Below are 17018 nucleotides of genomic sequence, written 5' to 3' on the forward strand. Positions count from 1 at the left end.
GTGCGCCGGTCCGGCCGGTCCGGTCACGAGTCCTGAGTACGGCGTCAGTTCGCCATTCGCTGGTTCGCTGGGTTCACGGGGTTCACGGGGTTCACGGGCGGGAGGTGCCGCGGTGCCGTGCCGTGAGCCGGTAGCCGGCGCCCCGCACGGTGAGGATGCTCACCAGCCCGAAGGGAGTGTCGAGCTTCCGGCGCAGGGCGCTGATGTAGACCTCGACGACGTTGAGCGGCCGGGGCGACCGTCCCTCCCAGACCCGCTTGATGATCTCCGGCTTCGCGACGACCTGCTCCGCCCGTTCGGCCAGGCAGGCCAGGACGGCGAACTCCTTGGCGGTGAGCTCGACCTCCGTCCCCCCGCGCCAGACCCGGGTCGACACCGGGTCCACCCGCAGGTCGCCCACCAGCCACTCCGTCGGGGTCCGCCGCGCGCTGCGCCGCACCAGCGCCTTCAGGCGGGCGAGGAGCACGACGAACGAGAAGGGCTTGACCAGGTAGTCGTCGGCGCCGGTCTCCAGCCCCTCGGCGATGTCGTACTCCCCGTCCTTGGCAGTGAGCATCAGGACCGGCGTCCGGTCGCCGACCGTCCGCAGGCGCGCGACCACCTCGTACCCGTGCATCCCCGGCAGCATCAGGTCGAGGACGATCACGTCGTAGCCACCCTCCAGGGCCCGTCGCAGGCCCGCGTGCCCGTCGGGCGCCCAATCCGCGTCGATGCCCTCGGCAGCCAGGCCCTGGCGGAGCAGGTCGGCGAATCTGGCGTTGTCTTCCACGAGCAGCAGACGCATGACGCCAGCATGACGCCCGCCGTCGCAACCCTCCGGTAACCCTGAAGCAGACTTCAGGAGACTGCCGGTGGCGGCCGGTACGTGGTCTAGCTTTCACCCAGCGGCTCCGGACGTTCGGCGCCGGGCCCGCATGTTTGCCGGGCCTGGGTGTTTGCCGGGCCCGCGTGTTCGCCGAGCCCGCGCGTTCCCGGCGTCGATGCACGGAAGACCGCCCGATCGCGAGGCCCCGGCCGTCACCGGCCGGTCCGGCGGGGGATGCGCCCGGAGGCTGAGCTCGGACCGCTCCTTGCACCGACCGCCGATTCACCTTCCGTCCTCGGCCCCGGCTCCGCTGCCGAGGACGTCGTTGCTCTTGAGACAAGGACGCCCACGATGTCGTTGCCGGAATTCAGCGAGATCCCCGCACCCGCCGACTGCCCGTGCCCCGGTTGCGCCGAGGCCGCCGCGCAGGACCGGGCGGCCGTGGCCCGTTCGACCCGCGTACGGGCGACCAGGCTGGTCGCGGCGGGTGCCATGACCGCGGCGGCATTCGCCGGTGCCGGGACCGCCGGGACCACCGAGGCCGTTGCGGCGGAGGGCGCCACACCGTCGTCGCCCGTCGGTACACCGATGGGCGACGACGACGGCTCGCCGTCCCCGCAGGGCATGCCCAGTCCCTCCACCGGTTCCGCGGCGACCGCCGCACCCCGGCTGACCCGCGCCCAGATCCTGGCCCGGGCCCAGGGCTGGATCGATGCCAAGGTCCCGTACAGCATGAACCGCTACCGCCAGGGCTACCGCACCGACTGCTCCGGCTTCGTCTCGATGGCGTGGTCCCTGCCCGGCAGCCACTGGACCGGGGACCTGCACCAGTACGCGACCCGCATCACCAAGACGGAGCTGCGCCCGGGGGACATGCTGCTCTTCCACAACACCGCGAACCCCCAACGGGGTTCGCACGTGGTGCTGTTCGGCGGCTGGGCCGACGGGGAGCACACGCGGTACGTGGTGCTGGAGCAGGCCGGCGGGCGTGGTGCGGTCAAGCGGACCATTCCCTATGCGTACACCTCGCACGGGTCGTCCTACATCCCGTACCGCTACAACGGTGTCCAGGAGGAGGACGCACCAGGAGACGGTTCCGATCGTGCCTTCCCGGGCGCGGCACGGTTCGGCCCCGGGGCCGACAATGCGGACGTCACCAGGCTCGGCACCATGCTGATCGGCCGCGGCGCCGGGCGCTTCTACCAGCACGGGCCCGGCCCGCGCTGGGGCCGTCCCGACAGTGATGCCACCCGGGCGTTCCAGCAGGCGCAGGGATGGTCGGGGGCGGCCGCCGACGGAATCCCCGGGGCGCAGACCTGGCGACTGCTCGTCGAGGGACGCGGCAAGGACATCGGACCAGGCGCGGACCGCCCCGCCGACCACCCCGCGAACCGGCCCCCGGCATTTCCCGGGGCCGGGCACTTCAGGCCGGGCCAGCGGAACGACCACGTGGCGCTCCTCGGCAGGCAACTGGTGGCCAAGGGCTACGGCCGGTACTACCGACAGGGCCCGGGGCCTGCCTGGAGCGAGTCGGACCGCCGCGCGGTGCAGGCCTTCCAGGCCGACCAGGGCTGGCACGGCGCCGACGCGGACGGATACCCGGGGGAGCACACGTGGCGACTGCTGTTCCGATGAGGTGAATGCGTGATGCCGGGTCAGCCGTGTGTGGACGGTGGCCCGGGCACTGTCCTCGACACGTAGGACCGAGCCTCATCGTGGAGCGCATCGAGGGCCCCTGAGCGGGTACCGGTCGGCGGTTTCCTCGATTCACTTTGGTGCATCCCCCCGGTGACTTTCCGGTCTACCGGGGGGATCGGCGAGGACCCAGGATCGATGCACGGTGGGACCGACCCGCCTGAACCATCGACAGGGATCGAGGAAGAGATGTGCGATGACGTCGGCCGGTCGGAGCGGACGAAGAGGCGGCCCGAGTACCGGGACCTCGCCGCCGACCTGGTCGATCGGTTGCCCCGGCCCAGGTCGCCCGAGCGGGTCCCGGCGGTCGGGCGGATCGCCCGCTTGTACCGAATTCCCGTCCCCACGGCGGAGTTCGTCCGGCGGGCTGCGGTCACCCTGCTGCGGCGACCGCCCTGGCTCCTGCCGCAGCCCCCCGGATCGGTGGCGTGGCTGGGCGTGGCTGCGGATCTGCGTGAGCGCATCGAGGCGCGCAGCCTGCGAGGGCGGATCCCCGGGCGGCGGGCGCTCGCGGAGGCGTACGGGGTGAGTTTCGACGTGGTCAACCAGGCCGTCGAGGCGCTGATTGAACAGCACCTGCTGGTGGTCCGGCCCGGTTCGCCGGGCACCTACGTCAACGAGGACCAGAAGTGACCGCCGCGAACAGCACCCCGGGCAGGGGTGCTGTTCGCGCTTCAGCTGTTCGCGCTTCAAGGGGCGGGGCGCAGGCCGGTGACGAGGTCCTGGACGAGGGTGTACGAGCGGATGCGCAGCGCGTGGTCCGGGCACGGGGTGGAGACGGCGAGGGTGTCGGGCCGGTACAGGTCGAGCAGGTGGGCCAGGTGTGGCCTGATCCGGTCGGGCGTGCCGACCAGCGTCCGAGGCCGAGCGGTGGCCGTAGGCGGCTCCGCCCAGGCGAGCAGGGCCTGCAGCGCGGCGGCCTCGTCGGGGTTGTCGGCGCACGCGATCCGCAGCGCCAGCGCGACGCGCGGTGCCCCGGGGCCGGCCTCCGTGCGGCAGAACTTCCGGTAGTGGTCCAGGAAGTCCGGGCGCGGCAGGTGATCGGCGGGGAGTTCGAGGCAGAACGGAAGCCCGTACGCCGCCGCGACGGCGGCGTCCTCGGCGCGCTGTCCGGTCAGCCAGATCCGCGGTGGAGCGGTGGGGGAGCCGTGTACGTCCTCATAGCGGAGGGCGGCGAGCAACGCGGTGAGCCGGGGGCCCGGGAAAGGCGTGCCGTGAGCGGCGTCCGGATCGGTGGCGACGATCAGATCGGTCCGCCGCGGGTGCAGGTGGGCGAGCGACATGAAGCCGGCGGCGCCGCGGACCGGGCCTCCGTCCTCGGGCAGGACCAATCCGGTTCCGACCCGTATGGATCCGGTGATGGTGGCGGCGGCGGAGGCCATGGCGGTGAGCATGTGCGAGTGACGGACCGTGCCGGGGTCGACGGCGGCCCAGTAGCCGTCCCAGCCCAGTTCTTCGCAGTCGAGCGCCAGCCGGACGGCCTCCTGAGCGGCGGCCGCCGTGCCCGTCAACGCGTGCTCGCGGCCCGACACGTGGATCGGCGCCTGATCATCGACGATCAGTTCCATCGGAGTTGAGGGGAGCCTTTCGGGTCGCGGAGCCGTGGAGTCCCGTCCCGCACCGCGTGCGAGGAATTCCACTCCGGTGTGCGGACGGTGTTATTCATGGCGCTTCCCGGTCGAATGGGCGCAGAAGGACGGTAACACCGGGGAATGCCACTTTCGCTGCCCGGCCGGTCCACTTTGGATTCGCCCGACCGGGGTTTGATCAATGGGTGCTCGGCCGACCCGGCCGGCTCGCAGAAATCCGAAAAGCGGAGATCAATTCAATGACGATGAACAACCGGCGCACCGAGACTGCCAAGCGCTGGACGAAGCTGGCGGCCGTGCCGGTCGGTGTCCTGGCCGCGGGGGCGATGGTGCTCGGCGCCACCCACGCCACGGTGTCGGCCGGTGCGTGGAACAAGGACAACACGATCGAGTCGGGTTCTTGGACGAAGTCCAAGGTCGGCAGCGACCAGGGCACCGACGCTGTCGTCAAGGTGTCCAACCTGATGCCCGGCAAGCCGGGTAGCGCCAAGGTGACCTACACCTACGAGCCCAAGAAGTCGGAGGGCAAGGAGAGCTGGGGCCAGGTGGTGCTCAAGGACATCGCCATCACGAAGGGCCACGGCAAGCCGGTCATCATTCCCTCGCAGTCCGAGCTGGCCAAGAACCTGTACCTCAAGATCACCATCAAGCAGGGGAACCACACGACGGAGGAGCAGAAGACCCTCGCCGCGTGGTACGAGATGACGAACACGGACAAGAACAAGATGGGCCGCACGGACCTGCGGCGGGAGAAGCTCGACCGGAACAACGTCCACGCCCCCGAGAACAAGGCTGACGTCACGCTTGAGTGGAAGCTCGCCGACAACGCCCCGGCAGAGGCCGAGAACTCCGGTCTGAAGTTCGACCTCGGCGCTGAGATCGACGCCGTGTAGTACCCCTCCACCCTCGCGGCGGCGCCCGGCTCGGAAGCGAGGTGCCGCCGCGAGGTGGGGTGACACCGACAGAAAAGCAGGAAGGCGTACAGGGTGAACGGCGCTTCGAAGCCGGAGGAGGGGGGAGCGAGTGTTCAGGAGCCGGAGGCCCAGGAGCGCGACGCGGAGCAGGAGCAGGCCAATGAGGAGACCGAGAGCTGGTGGGCGGTCGTAAGTGTCGCGTTCAGCCGTGCGGTCGTCACGCTGGTCACGAGCCTGGTGCTGATGCCCCTGGCGGCGCTGGTGTGGGGCTGGAGTCCGTCCGTGGTCGTCTCCGACTCCATGAGGCCCGCGTTGAGCAGGGGCGATGTGGTCGTCACGCGGTCCGCGGACCTCGACGAGGTCGGCGGTGGAGCGGTGATCTCGTTCAAGGACCCCCTGCACGACGGCCGCCCGACGACCCACCGTGCCGTCGAGCGTCTGGAGGGTGGCGCCGCCTACCGGACCAAGGGCGATGCCAACCCCGATCCGGACCCCTTGCTCGTCAGGGCCGAGGAGTTCACGGGCATCGTCACGGTCGCGGTCCCGTGGGCCGGCAAGGCCTGGACCTGGGCCGAGGACGGGGACTGGGGGCCGTTGGCCGTCGCCGTGGCGCTGTACGTCCTGCTGCTGCGGGGCTGCTGGACCGGTTCCCGGCGGTCCGGGGTGGCCGTCCCGGCAGCGTGAGGTCTTCTACTCCCCGTCGAGGAGCCCCGCGTTGTGCGCCAGGATGGCGGCCTGGGTCCGGTTCTCGACGGCGAGCGCGGTGAGCAGCCGCGAGACGTACGCCTTGACGGTGCCCTCGGCGAGGTACATCCGCTGGGCGATCTGCGCGTTGGACAGGCCGCCGCCGACCAGGCGCAGCAGTTCGCGTTGCTGTTCGCTGAGCTTCTCCAGGCGGCGCCGCTGGTCCGGGGGGACTCGGACCGCCTGGTCGGAGCGGTCGCGGGAGGCGTTCACGAGGTGGGCCGCCGAGGCCGAGGCCAGGACCGTGCCGCCGCTCGCCACCAGCCGGATCGCGCCGACCAGTTGCTCGGGCGGGGCGTCCTTGAGGAGGTAGCCGGCGGCACCGGCCTGGAGGGCCTCGGTGACGCCCTCCTCCGTGTCGAAGGTGGTCAGGACCAGGACGATCGGCGGATTCGGCAGGGCCAGCAGCTGCTTGGTGGCGGTGATCCCGTCCATGCCGGGCATCCGGAGGTCGGTCAGCACGAGGTCGGGCGCCAGGGCCCGGGCCTGTGCGAGGGCCGTGGCCCCGTCGGCGGCCTCGCCGACGACGGTGATGTCGTCGGTGGCGTCCAGCAGCGCGCGCAGTCCGAACCGGACGAGTGGCTCGTCGTCCGTCACAAGCACGCGGATCACGTCCGTCTCCTCTGGGTTCGTCCCTGTCCCGTCCGGGGCTCCGGATCAAGATCTCCGAGGGTCGCACGGCGAATGTTCACGAAAGTGAATGGTGCGCCCGCCGAAAGTGGGGACTCACGGGACTCACCGGAGTCACTGGCTTGCGGCCGGGTCGTCGAGCGGGACGGACGTCACGACCCGCCAGCCGCCCCCGTCGGTCGGCCCGGCGTGGAAGTCCCCGCCGAGCAGCGAGAGGCGTTCCCGCAGCCCGATCATCCCGAAGCCGTCACCCGCCACCGTGATCCGCCGGGCGGGGACCGGCGATGGGTCGTTGCGCACCATGGTTTCGAGCCTGCCCTCCGCCGTGGAGACCCGCACCTCGGTCCTCGCCTCCGGGGCGTGCTTGACGATGTTGGTGAGCGATTCCTGGACGGTGCGGTAGGCCGTCAGCGCGATCTCGGGCGGGACGGGGCCGAAGACGTTCGTGGCGAGGGTGACGGGCAGGCCGGACGAGCGGGCCTCGGCCGCCAGCTTCTCCAGGTCGGAGAGGCAGTGGCCCGCGATCACCGAGTCGTCACCGTCGCGCAGCGCGCCCAGCACCTGGCGCAGGTCCCGCAGGCCGGCGCGGGCGGTGTCGCCGATGGCGCGCGCCACCTGTCGGCTCTCCGGCTTCACGCCGGGGACGAATTCGAGGGCTCCGGCGTGCATGGCGATGATCGCGATGCGGTGCCCCAGAACGTCGTGCATCTCGCGGGCGAGCCGGACGCGTTCCTCCGCCCTGGTCTGGGCCACCCGGCGCTCGCGCTCCTCGCGCAGGGCGACGATGCTGTGCTCGTAGGCCCGTGCGCCCAGCCCGCAGACGACCGGGAAGAAGGCGTAGAAGGCCGCGGTGAGGAGGTCGTTCGTCAGCGACTCCCCGGGGCGGCCGGGGAGCAGCGCCTTCAGCGGGACGGACAGCACGCCGGCGGCTGTGATGACTGCCGCGCGGTGCCGCGGCTGGAACCTGGCGAGGCTGAACAGCGCGAGGAAGACCGGTGTGCGGGCACCGTCCAGGACCAGCCCCGCGAGGGTCAGTACCGTGACCGCCAGGGGGGCCTGCCGGCGCCACAGGAAGCCTGCCGTCACCACCAGGGCGACCGCGAGGCTGGGCACGACGTCGCACAGCAGGCCGGTCGTCGGTTTGAGGGCGTTGTTCACCGACCCGATGCCCACCAGCCCCACGATCAGCAGGTCGGCGCGCGTCCACCGGGACCGGCCGGCCGGCTTCGTGAAGGCGGTGTACCAGCGCTCGAAGGCGTCCGGAGCGATGGAGAGCGTCACGGGGGGCGGTCCTTGATCGAATGCGGCTGATTCGGGCGAAAGATGACGATTCTAGACGTTTTCCTGCTTGATCGCTGCAGACTCTCGACCGCCGCGGCGTCTCGGCGGGCGGAATTCGATCATCGGCAGGGTGCAGCGGGAGCGGGGAAGTATTCCGTGGCGACGCCGGATTCTCCATGCACGAATGGCAATGCAATTCACAACTCCGGATGCGTTTCCGACCACCTTCGGCCGTGGCCGGGACGGATGGGCACAGGCATGATCATTGGCGCCCGAGAGATCACCCTTCCGAAGACAGGAATCCCCGTGCCCGCAATTCCCGTCCTGCCCGAGGACATTCCCGCGGAATGGACCGCCCATGAGGCCGTCCTCCGTCGGATCCTGGCCGGCCTCCGGTCCGCCGAGGCGACCGAGCTGCCTACCCCTGGCGCGAAGGAGAGCGGAGGCTCTCTCTCCGTCGGTCGGCCCCGCTGACCTTCGTCCGCCCCCGCCGATCCGGCACGACCACTCCGCAGAGAAAGCCCCATGAGCATCCGCCGACTTCGCACCCGCAGCACCGGCCTCGTCCGGGCCGCCGTGACCCTCGCGTCCGGACGCCCGCCCAGGACCCGACCCGACAGCCGGGCAAGGACATCACCCGATCGTGGCCCGGAGGCGGTGGCACTCCCCGGACTCCCCGGACTCCCCGGGCTCCCCGGCGTGCCGGACACCCCGGCAGCGCGGGAGTCCGCCCGGCTCTTCGTCGCCGAGGCCGCCCGGGCCGGGCTCGCCGAGGATGACCCGGCGGTGACCGAGGCGGTGGCCCGCTGCGGGTACCACCCGCTTGCCGTCCGGCTGACGGCGGCCCGTTTCCGGGACCGGCCGCTCTGGTCGCTCGGCAGCCTCAGCGCCGAACTGGACGCCACGGCACGGCAGTCGACGGGCACACCCGCCGTGCCCGCTACCGTCCCCGCCGTCGTGGCCGCCGCGTTCCACCTGGCGTACCGCGACCTGGCGCTTCCGCAGCAGCGCCTGCTCAGGAGGATCGGGCTGGTTCCCGGTCCGGACTTCGACGTCCTCGCCGCCTCCGCCCTCGTCGACAGTGATCCGGCCACGGTCGAGGCCCTGCTGGACGGCCTGGTCGGACGCCACCTCGTCGAGAAATCGGCCCACGGACGCTACCGACTGCCCGGGGTGCTGCACGAACCAGCCCGCGTGCTGGCGTTCGGTGACGGCCCCAACACCCGTGCGGCGGCCATCAACCGGTTCCTGGACCACTACCTCGCCTGCGCGACGGCGGCCGACCGCCAGTTGGCCCGCCGCCCCCTCCTCGCGGCCGGACGGCTCGCGCCGGGCGCGGACCGCGCCCCGGACCTGTCCACCCCGGAGCGGGCGATCGCCTGGATGCAGGGTGAGTGCGCCAACCTGCAGGCCGCCGTGGAGTTCGCCATCCGGCACGGCCGCCACGCCCACGCCGTCCACCTGCCGGCCGCACTGCACGCCTACCTGCGTGGCCGTGGTCACTGGCAGGAGGCCCGCGTCCTGCACCACCTCGCGCTCGACAGCGCCGTCCTCCTCGGCGATCGGCCGGGCCGGGCCGAGACGCTCCTCAACCTGGCCGAGCTGGACGGGCTGACGGGCGAGCAGGCGGCGGCCGAGGAGCGGTACTCCCAGGCACTGGAGCTGTACCGGGGCCTGGCCGACCGCACCGGCGAGGCGTACGCGCTCTCGGGGCTCGGCCTGGTCCAGGAGGCGCAGGGCCGGTACGAGAGCGCGGTGGAGACCCACCAGGCCGCGCTGCACCTCCACCTCGCCGACGGGGACCGCCACGGCCAGATCGCCGCGATGGTCGGACTCGCCCGCGCCCAGCGGACGTTGGGGAATCACACGCAGGCCACCCAGAACCTCCAGCCGGCGCTGGAGCTGTCCGAGTTCCTGAACAGCCGCCCCGGCCGGGCCGATGCCAGCCTCGGCCTGGGCGTCGTCGGCGAGCTCACCGGGCAGTACCAGGCCGCCGCCGCCCGGCACTGGGAGGCCGTGAACCTCTATGCCGCGATCGGCGACCGGCTCGGCCAAGCAGATGCCCTGTCGGCGCTGGGACGGATGCAGCAGCTGATGGGGCAGTACGCGGCGGCCCTGGGGAGCCACGGGGAGGCGCTGGAGATCCACCGGGTCCTGGGCCACGACGAGGGACGGGCGGACACCCTGCTGCTGCTCGGGGACGCCCATCTCGCGCTCGGCGAAAGCGACCTGGCCACACGGGAGTTCACGACCGCGCTGGAGCTGCACCGCGACGGGGGCCGCCGGCGGGCCGAGCTGGACGCACTCCTCGGGCTGGCGCGGCTGGACCACGCGGCCGGTCGGTCCGGGGTCGCGGTCGAATGGCTGTCCGGGGTGGTGGCCGGCTACCACGAGCTGGGCGTCCGGCCCGGCGAGGCCCGCGCGCTCGCCGTGCTCGGCGACGCCCAGCGGTCCACCGGCGCCTACGAGCCGGCGCTCCAGAGCCTGTGGCGCGCCCTGAGCCTGTGCCGGGACCTCCAGGACCCGGGCGCGGAGGCGCAGACGCTCAACCTGCTGGGCCGGCTGCTCGCGGAGACGGGCTGGTCGAACCCGCACACCCACTACGCGCAGGCCCGCGACCTCGCCTGCGAACTGCCGCTCCCGTACCAGGAGATGCTCGCCCTGGAGGGCGCCGGGATCGGCCTGTGCGAGGAGGGCTCGGAGGCCGAGGGCGAGATCTGGCTGCGCAGCGCCCTCGGCGTCGCGGACCGGCTCGGGATCCCGGACGCCGAGCGGATCCGCGCCCGTCTCGACGCCCTCACCCGCGGCCCCGTCCTCGTCGCCTGGCCGGAGGCCGCGCCGGAGTCCGTGCCGGACGACCAAGGCTGATCTGCCGGACACAGAACGGCTGCGGTCCCAAACCCGGGGTTCGGGTTTGGGACCGCAGCCGTTTCGCGCCCGGCAGATCAGCGCACGTCGCCCATCAGGGACCGGACGGTCCGGCGGCCCAGGTGGATCGCGACGCCGGCGAGGACGGCCAGCGCCGCCTGACCGACGATGGCCGGAGTGCCGTTGAGGTTCACACCGGTCATCGAGAGCAGACCGGCCACGCAGTCACCGGCGGTGACCGCGAGGAACCACACGCCCATCATCTGCGAGCCGTACTTCGCCGGCGCCATCTTCGTGGTCAGGGACAGGCCCACGGGGGACAGGCACAACTCGGCGACCGTCTGGACCAGGTAGATCGCGACGAGCCACATCGGGCTCACCTTCTCGTCCGGGCCGGCCACGGCCAGCGGCACGGCGAAGACGAGGAACGAGGCGCCGACCAGCACGAGGGCCAGGCCGAACTTCACGACGGTGCTCGGTTCGCGGTCCCGGCGCGCCAGCCCGATCCACAGCGAGGCGAAGAGCGGGGCCAGTGCCAGGACGAACAGCGGGTTCAGGGACTGGAACCAGGTCGACGGGAAACCGAAGCCCAGCAGCGTGTTCGCGGACTTGCCCTCCGCGAAGGTGGCCAGCGTGGAGCCGCCCTGGTCGTAGATCATCCAGAACACGGCGGCGGCGACGAAGAACCAGATGTAGCCGTTCATCCGCGCCTGCTCGGTGTCCGAGAGCTCCTTGTCGCGCTTGATCCGGACCAGCACGCCGACCGGGATCAGCAGACCGGCCAGGGAGAGCGGGAGGAGCGCCCACTCCAGGGTGAACGCGCCGGCCATGACCACGCCCGTGTAGAAGAGGGCGACGACACCCGCGACGGCTGCCGCCGTGGCGAGGAGCTTGGAGCGCTCCTGGGGGCTCAGCGGGTTCGGTACGACGTCGCTCTTCGCACTCAGGTGCCGGGTGCCGAGCAGGAACTGGAGCAGCCCCAGGGCCATGCCCACGCCGGCCAGGGCGAAGCCCAGGTGCCAGTTGAACTCCTGGCCCACGGTGCCGATGACGAAGGGCGCGACGAAGGCGCCGAGGTTGATGCCGACGTAGAACAGCGTGAAGCCGCTGTCCCGGCGTGGGTCCGCCGGTCCGTCGTACAGGTGCCCCACCATCGTGGAGATGTTGGCCTTCAGCATGCCCGAGCCGACGGCGACGAGCGCGAGCCCGGAGAAGAACATCCCCTGCCCGGGGAGGGCGAGCAGGAAGTGGCCCGACATGATCACGACGCCGGCGACGGTGACGGTCTTCCGGGCGCCCCAGACCCGGTCGCCGAGCCAGCCGCCGGGCATGGCCATGAGGTAGACCATCCCGACGTACACCGAGTAGACGGCCGTCGCGGTCGCCATCTTCATGGCGAGGCCACCGCCCTGGCTGCCCGCCGCGGAGTCCGGCCCGCCCGAGATGAGGTAGACGACGAGGAGGGCGCGCATGCCGTAGTAGGAGAACCGCTCCCACATCTCGGTCATGAACAGGGTGGCCAGGCCACGGGGTTGACGGGAGTGGGACGTCCCGCTGGCGGTGCCGACCGTCTCGTTGGTCAGGCTTGGTGCCATGGTGGTTCCTTACTGATTGCTGCTCACTGGTCGCGCGTGGGGGCGTTGCACCCCTGCGACGGATCGGGGGCCGGCACGGAGTCCGGCCGCCTGGGCGTCTCGTCCCGGAGGGCCCGGATCGCCCACAGGCCCCTCATTTCTAGGCCGCCACGCGCGGGCCGCGACAGTCGCCGATCGTCCCCGCCCGATGCCCTTTCGATGTGCACCAGGGGCCCACCCGTGCACCAACGTCGACTACCGGCGGGTCGCCTGCACGGCTTCGGGTGGCTGGTTGGGGACGGGTCGAGACCTGTACGCCATCAGCAACCGGTCGATAAACTTTGGATACCCATTCGCCCTATTTGGTTTGTAGACGCCCCGAGGTTGCTCTGCATAGAGTCGGCCGAAGCAATCGGGACCAGTCGGAATATGGATCCCGGCCGTCAGTTCCCGTTGGGGGAGAACTTTCATGGCGATGATTCGACGTATTTCTTTTGCGGCGGCCGCGGCCGCCGCTGCTGCCGCGATGCTCGGAGTGGCAGGAACGGCGCATGCCGTCGGGAGCAAGACCTCCGACGGACTGGGGGAAGCTCCGATCGACCAGCAGACCTGCGGTTTTGGATCGGAGAGCTTTGTGGGGGCGAAGGATCCGGTGGGTGAGGCGGACTGGGGCAAGGCCGGGAAGGTCACATCGGGTTTCTTCTACTCGGACAAGCAGCAGGAAAGGCGCACCGATGACATCGTCGCCTGCCTGAAGGACGGACAGATCCTGCTCTACCAGAACGAATCGGACGGGTTTCTCGAAGGTCCACAAGCTGTCCGAGCCCGGCTCGGAGGAGCGCTGGAAGGATGCCGTCTCCATCACCGCGGGCAATTTCACCGGCTCGGGCAGTAACGATCTGCTGGTGCGCTGGAGGGGCGGCGCTGCTTCGCTGTTCAAGAACGTGACCGTCGGTCACAAGTTGACGGAGGAGATCCAGATCGCCCCGCCCGCGGGGGATGAGAAGGTTTGGCACAACAACGTCGTCAGCATCACCTCCGGGAAGTTCCACAAGGACGGGGGTCTGGACGATCTCGTGGTCCTCTGGACGGACGGTGAGGTCACCCGTTACGAGCTGACCGCCGCGGGATTCGGCAAGCAGGGTCAGCTTCGGGCGCCCGACAAGAAGTGGAGGGCGACGAGGACCGTCGTCGCCGGGCACCTCGACGGAACCGGCGACAAGGCCATGAGCGACCTGATGGTGCGCTGGAACGACGGTCGGGTGAGCGTCTACGACTACTCCGTTGAAAAGGGCCTCCACTCCGAGTCGTTCATTCGGCCGGCCGGGGACCACGAATGGGAAGGCGGCCTGATGGCGATCGGCAACTACCATCAGGCCGAGGGGAAGCCGACGAATCTGCGGGACGATCTCCTCCTCCGGTGGCCCAACGGCGGACTTTCCCTGTTCCAGGACACTTCGAGCAAGGGCCTGGGTCGGGAAGTGAAGCTGTCGAAGCCCCGCCCCTGATAGAGATCTCTGGATCTATTCGTGGGACGTGATTTCTGATGCCTGGGGCGGGAACTTCCGGCCCCAGGCATGTCGCCGTGGTCGCTGCCTCGGTCGTCACATCGATATTCGTTCTCCTCGGGATGTCCGCCCTGGTGACCCATGAGCCGATCAAGGTTGCCAAACGATTTGGCGGGATATCCAGCGTGGGGGTGTTCGTCGATGGCGGCAGGGATATCAAGGAGCACAATTGCACGGGTGCTGTGATCGAGAGTCCTGGGGGTGACATCGTCATCACTGCCGCCCATTGTGGCGTTCAGGCCGGCAAAACGCGGTTCATTCCGGGATATGACGGGGCCGAGGGGAGTTCCGGGCAGCCTTTTGGTATTTGGGATGTGGAGAGGACCTGGACCGATCCGCGTTTCTCCCGCACCCCGGAGGGTGAGGAGTTCGACTTCATGTTCGTGCGGCTGAGGCCGAACTCGGCAGGTACCCCGATCGCTTCGGTGACGGGAGCCAACTCCCTGCGGAGGGGCTCGTGGCATCACGACGGTCCTGTCACCGTCATTGGATACCCCTGGCGCCGGAAGAATCCGGCCGACTTGCCCGTCAGGTGCACTGCGGGCACGGGCACGCTCCCTGGAGGCCGGTACCTGCGCATGAGCTGCGACGGCTACGCCAGCGGGGTCTCCGGAGGGCCGTGGCTGTCGAATTTCGACGGCATGACCGGCGAGGTCATAGGAGTGACCGGAGGGAAGGGCGGGGGAGGGCCGGTGGACTGGATAACCTACAGTCCGGTCTTCGGCGAGGCGCTCACGGAACTCTACGTCGAGGCGACCCATGGCCGGCAGTGAACCTTCCGCCAACCCGACCCTCCATGCCGTCGGGCCGCGCCGCGGATCTGCCCGTCCGGCGCTGGGCCTGCGGCAGTGGGACGGCGCGACGGCCCTCCTGATCGCCGGTGCGGTGCTCTACAGCGCGTGGCCGCTCGAAAACCTCGTGGTCACGGGTCTTCCTCCTGGCCGCTCCTTCATCTCGGAACTCGCCGCAGAAGGCCAGCCGACCCGGTCCCTGTTCGCCGCGTGTGACGCCGCAGCGGGTGCGCTCATCGCGTACGGCTGCATCGCCAGACTGTTCTCCTGGGCCCAACATGTCTGCTGGGCACGGACCTTCCTCTGGCTGACGCTCCTCGGCGCCGGTGTCATGACGAGTGTGTGCGCGGTCCTGTCCCCCATGGAGTGCTCCCCTTCCTTGGAGGAGGGGTGTGAAACCCTGGGCTTCAACGGCATCCTGCCCTCGCAAGCCCTGACACACGTTGCCCTGAGCACCTTGGTGGAGGCCGCGTTCCTCGCGGCCATGTGGATTGCGCACCGCCTCGCGCCCACCACGTACCGCTTTCGTCGGGGCCTCCCCAGGGAGTCGTTCCTGGGCGTTCTGAGCTGCTGCCTGCTGCTCGTCGACATCGCGCTGTCGGCGTACGAGAGCAGTCTGCACGGGCTCGTCCAGCGTGCGCACGTGGCAATCGTGGCCGCATGGCTCATCAGCCTGGCCTGGAGCACCAGGCGTCAGGCGGTCGAACCCGCCTCTCGCTGACATGGACACCGGCCCGGCCTGGGCATGAATCACTGGAACCCAAGGAACGACCCTGAAGAAAGCCCTGTACCTGACTCCCCTGCTGATCCTCGCCGCCTACTGCGCGAGCAGCGCCCCCGTCGCGACACTCGATGGCTCGGTCCCGACAGCGCCACCGGACGAGCGTCGGCAACGGACCCTGGCCTGCGGGACCACGATCGCCCCGCCGCGTGCGGAGTCCCTCGCCGGCGACCACGTGTACCTCACCCTCCCCCGCGCCGAACTCGATGACACCGGGATCGCCGTCACCTACCGGATCACGGCCAAGGACCCCGCGGAGATGCTGACGCTGCCGTTCATCGGAGTCCCACCGACCGCTCTCCTCCTCAAGGACGGGAAGATCGTCGCGACGCAGACGCCCCACCTCAAGGACGGGAAGATCGTCGCGACGCAGACGCCCCACCGCGGCGACGGTCCCACTGCCACCGTCGCCTTGGGTTATCGCGTCGGAGAGGAGCCCTACGAGGAGCACCTGACCATCGACCGGGCGTGCCCCGGTACGAGCTTCAAGGACGTGGCCACGGATCCCGGCCGGTACCGGGTCGTCACCGTCATGTCCGTCCAGGGCGCGGGCATGCCCGAGGACATGAAGACGGCTCCCCTCGTCCAGGCCTCCGCCGCACTGGGCGTAACGGCATGACAGCCTCGACAGAGGTTGTCGGCCAGTAGATTGGCTGAGCATCGCCCCATCTGATGTGATGCCAGATCGTTGCCAGTGCTCGGGAAGACGGACAACGGCGTCGTCACGGTAACCACACTCTGGGCCGACGAACGTCTCTACTACCCGCTGCATGCGGCGCCCTACACGCCGTTCGCGTCGTGCGGCTATCCTCCGGCCGCCTGCTCGTGGAGGCGCAGGGCGATCTCCCGGAGCTTCTCCCGCATCGAGCCGCTGCGCGTGGAGCGGGACTTCAAGGCATGGCAGTTCGGACACAGGACGATCATGTTGTCCGGCCGGTCGGCACCTTCAAGGCCCAAGTCCTGGACGTGATCGACCTCAAGGATCGGCATGCCCTTGCTGTCCAGGGCGGCGTAGTACTCGGCAGGCGTCAGGCAGTCGGGGTTCTCGCAGCGATCGGACCGGGCAGCAACCAGGGCCCGAAGCTCCTGATCTCGCTTGAACTTGCTGCCGGTGGCCGCGATGCGCTCCGGCCGGTCCCGCAGATCCCATTCGGCGCACCGCAGCGCGTAGGTACTGAGGGGCGGCGCTTCCACGGTCTGCGGGGACAGGTTGATGCCACGCGTGCCGAGCAGTCGCAGTAGGTCGGAGGTGATCTCGCCGTACTTGTTCCGGTCGTGCACCTCATCGACCGGCCACACCGAGGCGCGGTGTGCTTTGAGGAAGCCGCCGATGTCGGTCCGGAACTCGTCGCGGTCGATGGCGTTGTCGTCGTGGGCGAGCCAGTCGGTGCGGCGGGCGCGGCAGGCGGTGGGGTCGTTGGGCCGCCAGAGGGGGTGGCTGGTGACGACGCCGACCTTGACGGGCAGGTGGCCGGGCTTGAGCGAGCCCGAGACGATGACCAGGTCTCCGGGCTGGATGGCGTTGAGGAAGTACCAGCACTCCGTGGCTCGGGTGCCTACCCTGCCGCCGCCTCCGTAGGCGGTGTTGAAGACGTCGCCGTGCTCGTCGCGAGTCATGACGGGGTGCGGCGCGAGGTAGCCGACGCTGTGCCAGGACGTCGCGCATATCCCTTCCTCGACCCAGCGGGGGAAGCAGTCGGTCTTTCGGATGTTGTGGCCTCTCACCAGCCAGGTGCGGCGGTCGCGCAGGACCATCAGGGGGTTCCTTCCGAGTCGGT

Annotated in this window: 16 protein-coding genes; 10 read left to right on the forward strand and 6 right to left on the reverse strand. The window is 70.2% G+C overall.

The features are described 5' to 3' along the window. Nucleotides 1-91: 91 nt before the first annotated feature. Nucleotides 92-784 (reverse strand): response regulator transcription factor, encoded by a 693-nt coding sequence (locus ACFVSN_RS12860; protein WP_387954917.1) that lies wholly within the window; start codon nucleotides 782-784, stop codon nucleotides 92-94. Nucleotides 785-1156: 372 nt separating this feature from the next. Between ACFVSN_RS12860 and ACFVSN_RS12865 the strand changes: the two genes are divergently transcribed. Together ACFVSN_RS12865 and ACFVSN_RS12870 are read left to right on the forward strand one after the other, a co-directional pair. Next, nucleotides 1157-2440, forward strand: coding sequence for a peptidoglycan-binding protein (locus tag ACFVSN_RS12865; protein WP_387954919.1), 1284 nt, complete (start codon nucleotides 1157-1159; stop codon nucleotides 2438-2440). Nucleotides 2441-2689: 249 nt separating this feature from the next. After that, the gene (locus tag ACFVSN_RS12870) at nucleotides 2690-3133 is read left to right on the forward strand and encodes a GntR family transcriptional regulator (protein ID WP_387954921.1); all 444 of its coding nucleotides are present in this window, start codon (nucleotides 2690-2692) and stop codon (nucleotides 3131-3133) included. 56 nt (nucleotides 3134-3189) lie between these two features. Here ACFVSN_RS12870 and ACFVSN_RS12875 read toward each other — a convergent pair whose 3' ends face one another. Next, nucleotides 3190-4068 carry an LLM class flavin-dependent oxidoreductase gene (locus ACFVSN_RS12875; RefSeq protein ID WP_387954923.1) on the reverse strand — a complete coding sequence of 293 codons (879 nt, stop codon included), beginning with the start codon at nucleotides 4066-4068 and terminating at the stop codon, nucleotides 3190-3192. A 260-nt stretch (nucleotides 4069-4328) separates the two neighbouring features. Between ACFVSN_RS12875 and ACFVSN_RS12880 the strand changes: the two genes are divergently transcribed. Together ACFVSN_RS12880 and ACFVSN_RS12885 are read left to right on the forward strand one after the other, a co-directional pair. After that, nucleotides 4329-4982, forward strand: a complete 654-nt coding sequence (locus tag ACFVSN_RS12880) for a hypothetical protein (protein WP_380444871.1) — start codon at nucleotides 4329-4331, stop codon at nucleotides 4980-4982. Between the two features lie 93 nt (nucleotides 4983-5075). After that, on the forward strand, nucleotides 5076-5687 hold the full coding sequence (locus tag ACFVSN_RS12885) for a signal peptidase I (RefSeq protein ID WP_387954925.1): 612 nt from the start codon (nucleotides 5076-5078) through the stop codon (nucleotides 5685-5687). Nucleotides 5688-5693: 6 nt separating this feature from the next. Here the strand turns inward: ACFVSN_RS12885 and ACFVSN_RS12890 are convergent, their stop codons facing one another. Both ACFVSN_RS12890 and ACFVSN_RS12895 read right to left on the reverse strand, forming a co-directional pair. Further along, entirely contained in the window at nucleotides 5694-6359 is a 666-nt protein-coding gene (locus ACFVSN_RS12890) for a response regulator (RefSeq protein ID WP_380444873.1), read from the reverse strand. A 132-nt stretch (nucleotides 6360-6491) separates the two neighbouring features. Next, nucleotides 6492-7658: a sensor histidine kinase gene (locus tag ACFVSN_RS12895; RefSeq protein WP_387954927.1), complete on the reverse strand. Its 1167-nt coding sequence runs from the start codon at nucleotides 7656-7658 to the stop codon at nucleotides 6492-6494. A 657-nt stretch (nucleotides 7659-8315) separates the two neighbouring features. Between ACFVSN_RS12895 and ACFVSN_RS12900 the strand changes: the two genes are divergently transcribed. After that, nucleotides 8316-10526, forward strand: coding sequence for a tetratricopeptide repeat protein (locus tag ACFVSN_RS12900; RefSeq protein ID WP_387954929.1), 2211 nt, complete (start codon nucleotides 8316-8318; stop codon nucleotides 10524-10526). Between the two features lie 77 nt (nucleotides 10527-10603). Here ACFVSN_RS12900 and ACFVSN_RS12905 read toward each other — a convergent pair whose 3' ends face one another. Then, nucleotides 10604-12121 (reverse strand): peptide MFS transporter, encoded by a 1518-nt coding sequence (locus ACFVSN_RS12905; RefSeq protein WP_387954931.1) that lies wholly within the window; start codon nucleotides 12119-12121, stop codon nucleotides 10604-10606. 448 nt (nucleotides 12122-12569) lie between these two features. Between ACFVSN_RS12905 and ACFVSN_RS12910 the strand changes: the two genes are divergently transcribed. The 5 genes from ACFVSN_RS12910 to ACFVSN_RS12930 all read left to right on the forward strand — a co-directional run bounded on the left by ACFVSN_RS12910 (nucleotide 12570) and on the right by ACFVSN_RS12930 (nucleotide 15859). Continuing rightward, a complete protein-coding gene (locus tag ACFVSN_RS12910) occupies nucleotides 12570-12995 on the forward strand; it encodes a hypothetical protein (RefSeq protein ID WP_387954933.1) in 426 nt (141 codons plus the stop codon). Between the two features lie 10 nt (nucleotides 12996-13005). After that, on the forward strand, nucleotides 13006-13608 hold the full coding sequence (locus tag ACFVSN_RS12915) for a hypothetical protein (protein ID WP_387954935.1): 603 nt from the start codon (nucleotides 13006-13008) through the stop codon (nucleotides 13606-13608). 77 nt (nucleotides 13609-13685) lie between these two features. Then, a complete protein-coding gene (locus tag ACFVSN_RS12920) occupies nucleotides 13686-14441 on the forward strand; it encodes a trypsin-like serine peptidase (protein ID WP_387954937.1) in 756 nt (251 codons plus the stop codon). After that, on the forward strand, nucleotides 14428-15180 hold the full coding sequence (locus ACFVSN_RS12925; RefSeq protein WP_387954939.1) for a DUF998 domain-containing protein: 753 nt from the start codon (nucleotides 14428-14430) through the stop codon (nucleotides 15178-15180). The genes ACFVSN_RS12920 and ACFVSN_RS12925 overlap by 14 nt, the downstream gene beginning before the upstream one ends. 235 nt (nucleotides 15181-15415) lie before the next feature. Continuing rightward, nucleotides 15416-15859 carry a hypothetical protein gene (locus tag ACFVSN_RS12930; protein ID WP_387954940.1) on the forward strand — a complete coding sequence of 148 codons (444 nt, stop codon included), beginning with the start codon at nucleotides 15416-15418 and terminating at the stop codon, nucleotides 15857-15859. Nucleotides 15860-16044: 185 nt separating this feature from the next. On the opposite strand, the gene ACFVSN_RS12935 is transcribed toward ACFVSN_RS12930, so the two are convergent. Further along, nucleotides 16045-16995: an HNH endonuclease gene (locus ACFVSN_RS12935; RefSeq protein WP_387954942.1), complete on the reverse strand. Its 951-nt coding sequence runs from the start codon at nucleotides 16993-16995 to the stop codon at nucleotides 16045-16047. Between the last annotated feature and the right edge of the window lie 23 nt (nucleotides 16996-17018).

This window comes from Kitasatospora sp. NPDC057904 (assembly GCF_042887925.1).
Classification (GTDB): domain Bacteria; phylum Actinomycetota; class Actinomycetes; order Streptomycetales; family Streptomycetaceae; genus Kitasatospora.

What these genes read in the sequence shown, in the direction of transcription:
- ACFVSN_RS12860 (WP_387954917.1), bottom strand. Translation starts at nt 784, where the DNA reads ATGCGTCTGCTGCTCGTGGAAGACAACGCCAGATTCGCCGACCTGCTC.
- ACFVSN_RS12880 (WP_380444871.1), top strand. Translation starts at nt 4,329, where the DNA reads ATGACGATGAACAACCGGCGCACCGAGACTGCCAAGCGCTGGACGAAG.
- ACFVSN_RS12875 (WP_387954923.1), bottom strand. Translation starts at nt 4,068, where the DNA reads ATGGAACTGATCGTCGATGATCAGGCGCCGATCCACGTGTCGGGCCGC.
- ACFVSN_RS12935 (WP_387954942.1), bottom strand. Translation starts at nt 16,995, where the DNA reads ATGGTCCTGCGCGACCGCCGCACCTGGCTGGTGAGAGGCCACAACATC.
- ACFVSN_RS12905 (WP_387954931.1), bottom strand. Translation starts at nt 12,121, where the DNA reads ATGGCACCAAGCCTGACCAACGAGACGGTCGGCACCGCCAGCGGGACG.
- ACFVSN_RS12925 (WP_387954939.1), top strand. Translation starts at nt 14,428, where the DNA reads ATGGCCGGCAGTGAACCTTCCGCCAACCCGACCCTCCATGCCGTCGGG.
- ACFVSN_RS12865 (WP_387954919.1), top strand. Translation starts at nt 1,157, where the DNA reads ATGTCGTTGCCGGAATTCAGCGAGATCCCCGCACCCGCCGACTGCCCG.
- ACFVSN_RS12870 (WP_387954921.1), top strand. Translation starts at nt 2,690, where the DNA reads ATGTGCGATGACGTCGGCCGGTCGGAGCGGACGAAGAGGCGGCCCGAG.
- ACFVSN_RS12910 (WP_387954933.1), top strand. Translation starts at nt 12,570, where the DNA reads ATGGCGATGATTCGACGTATTTCTTTTGCGGCGGCCGCGGCCGCCGCT.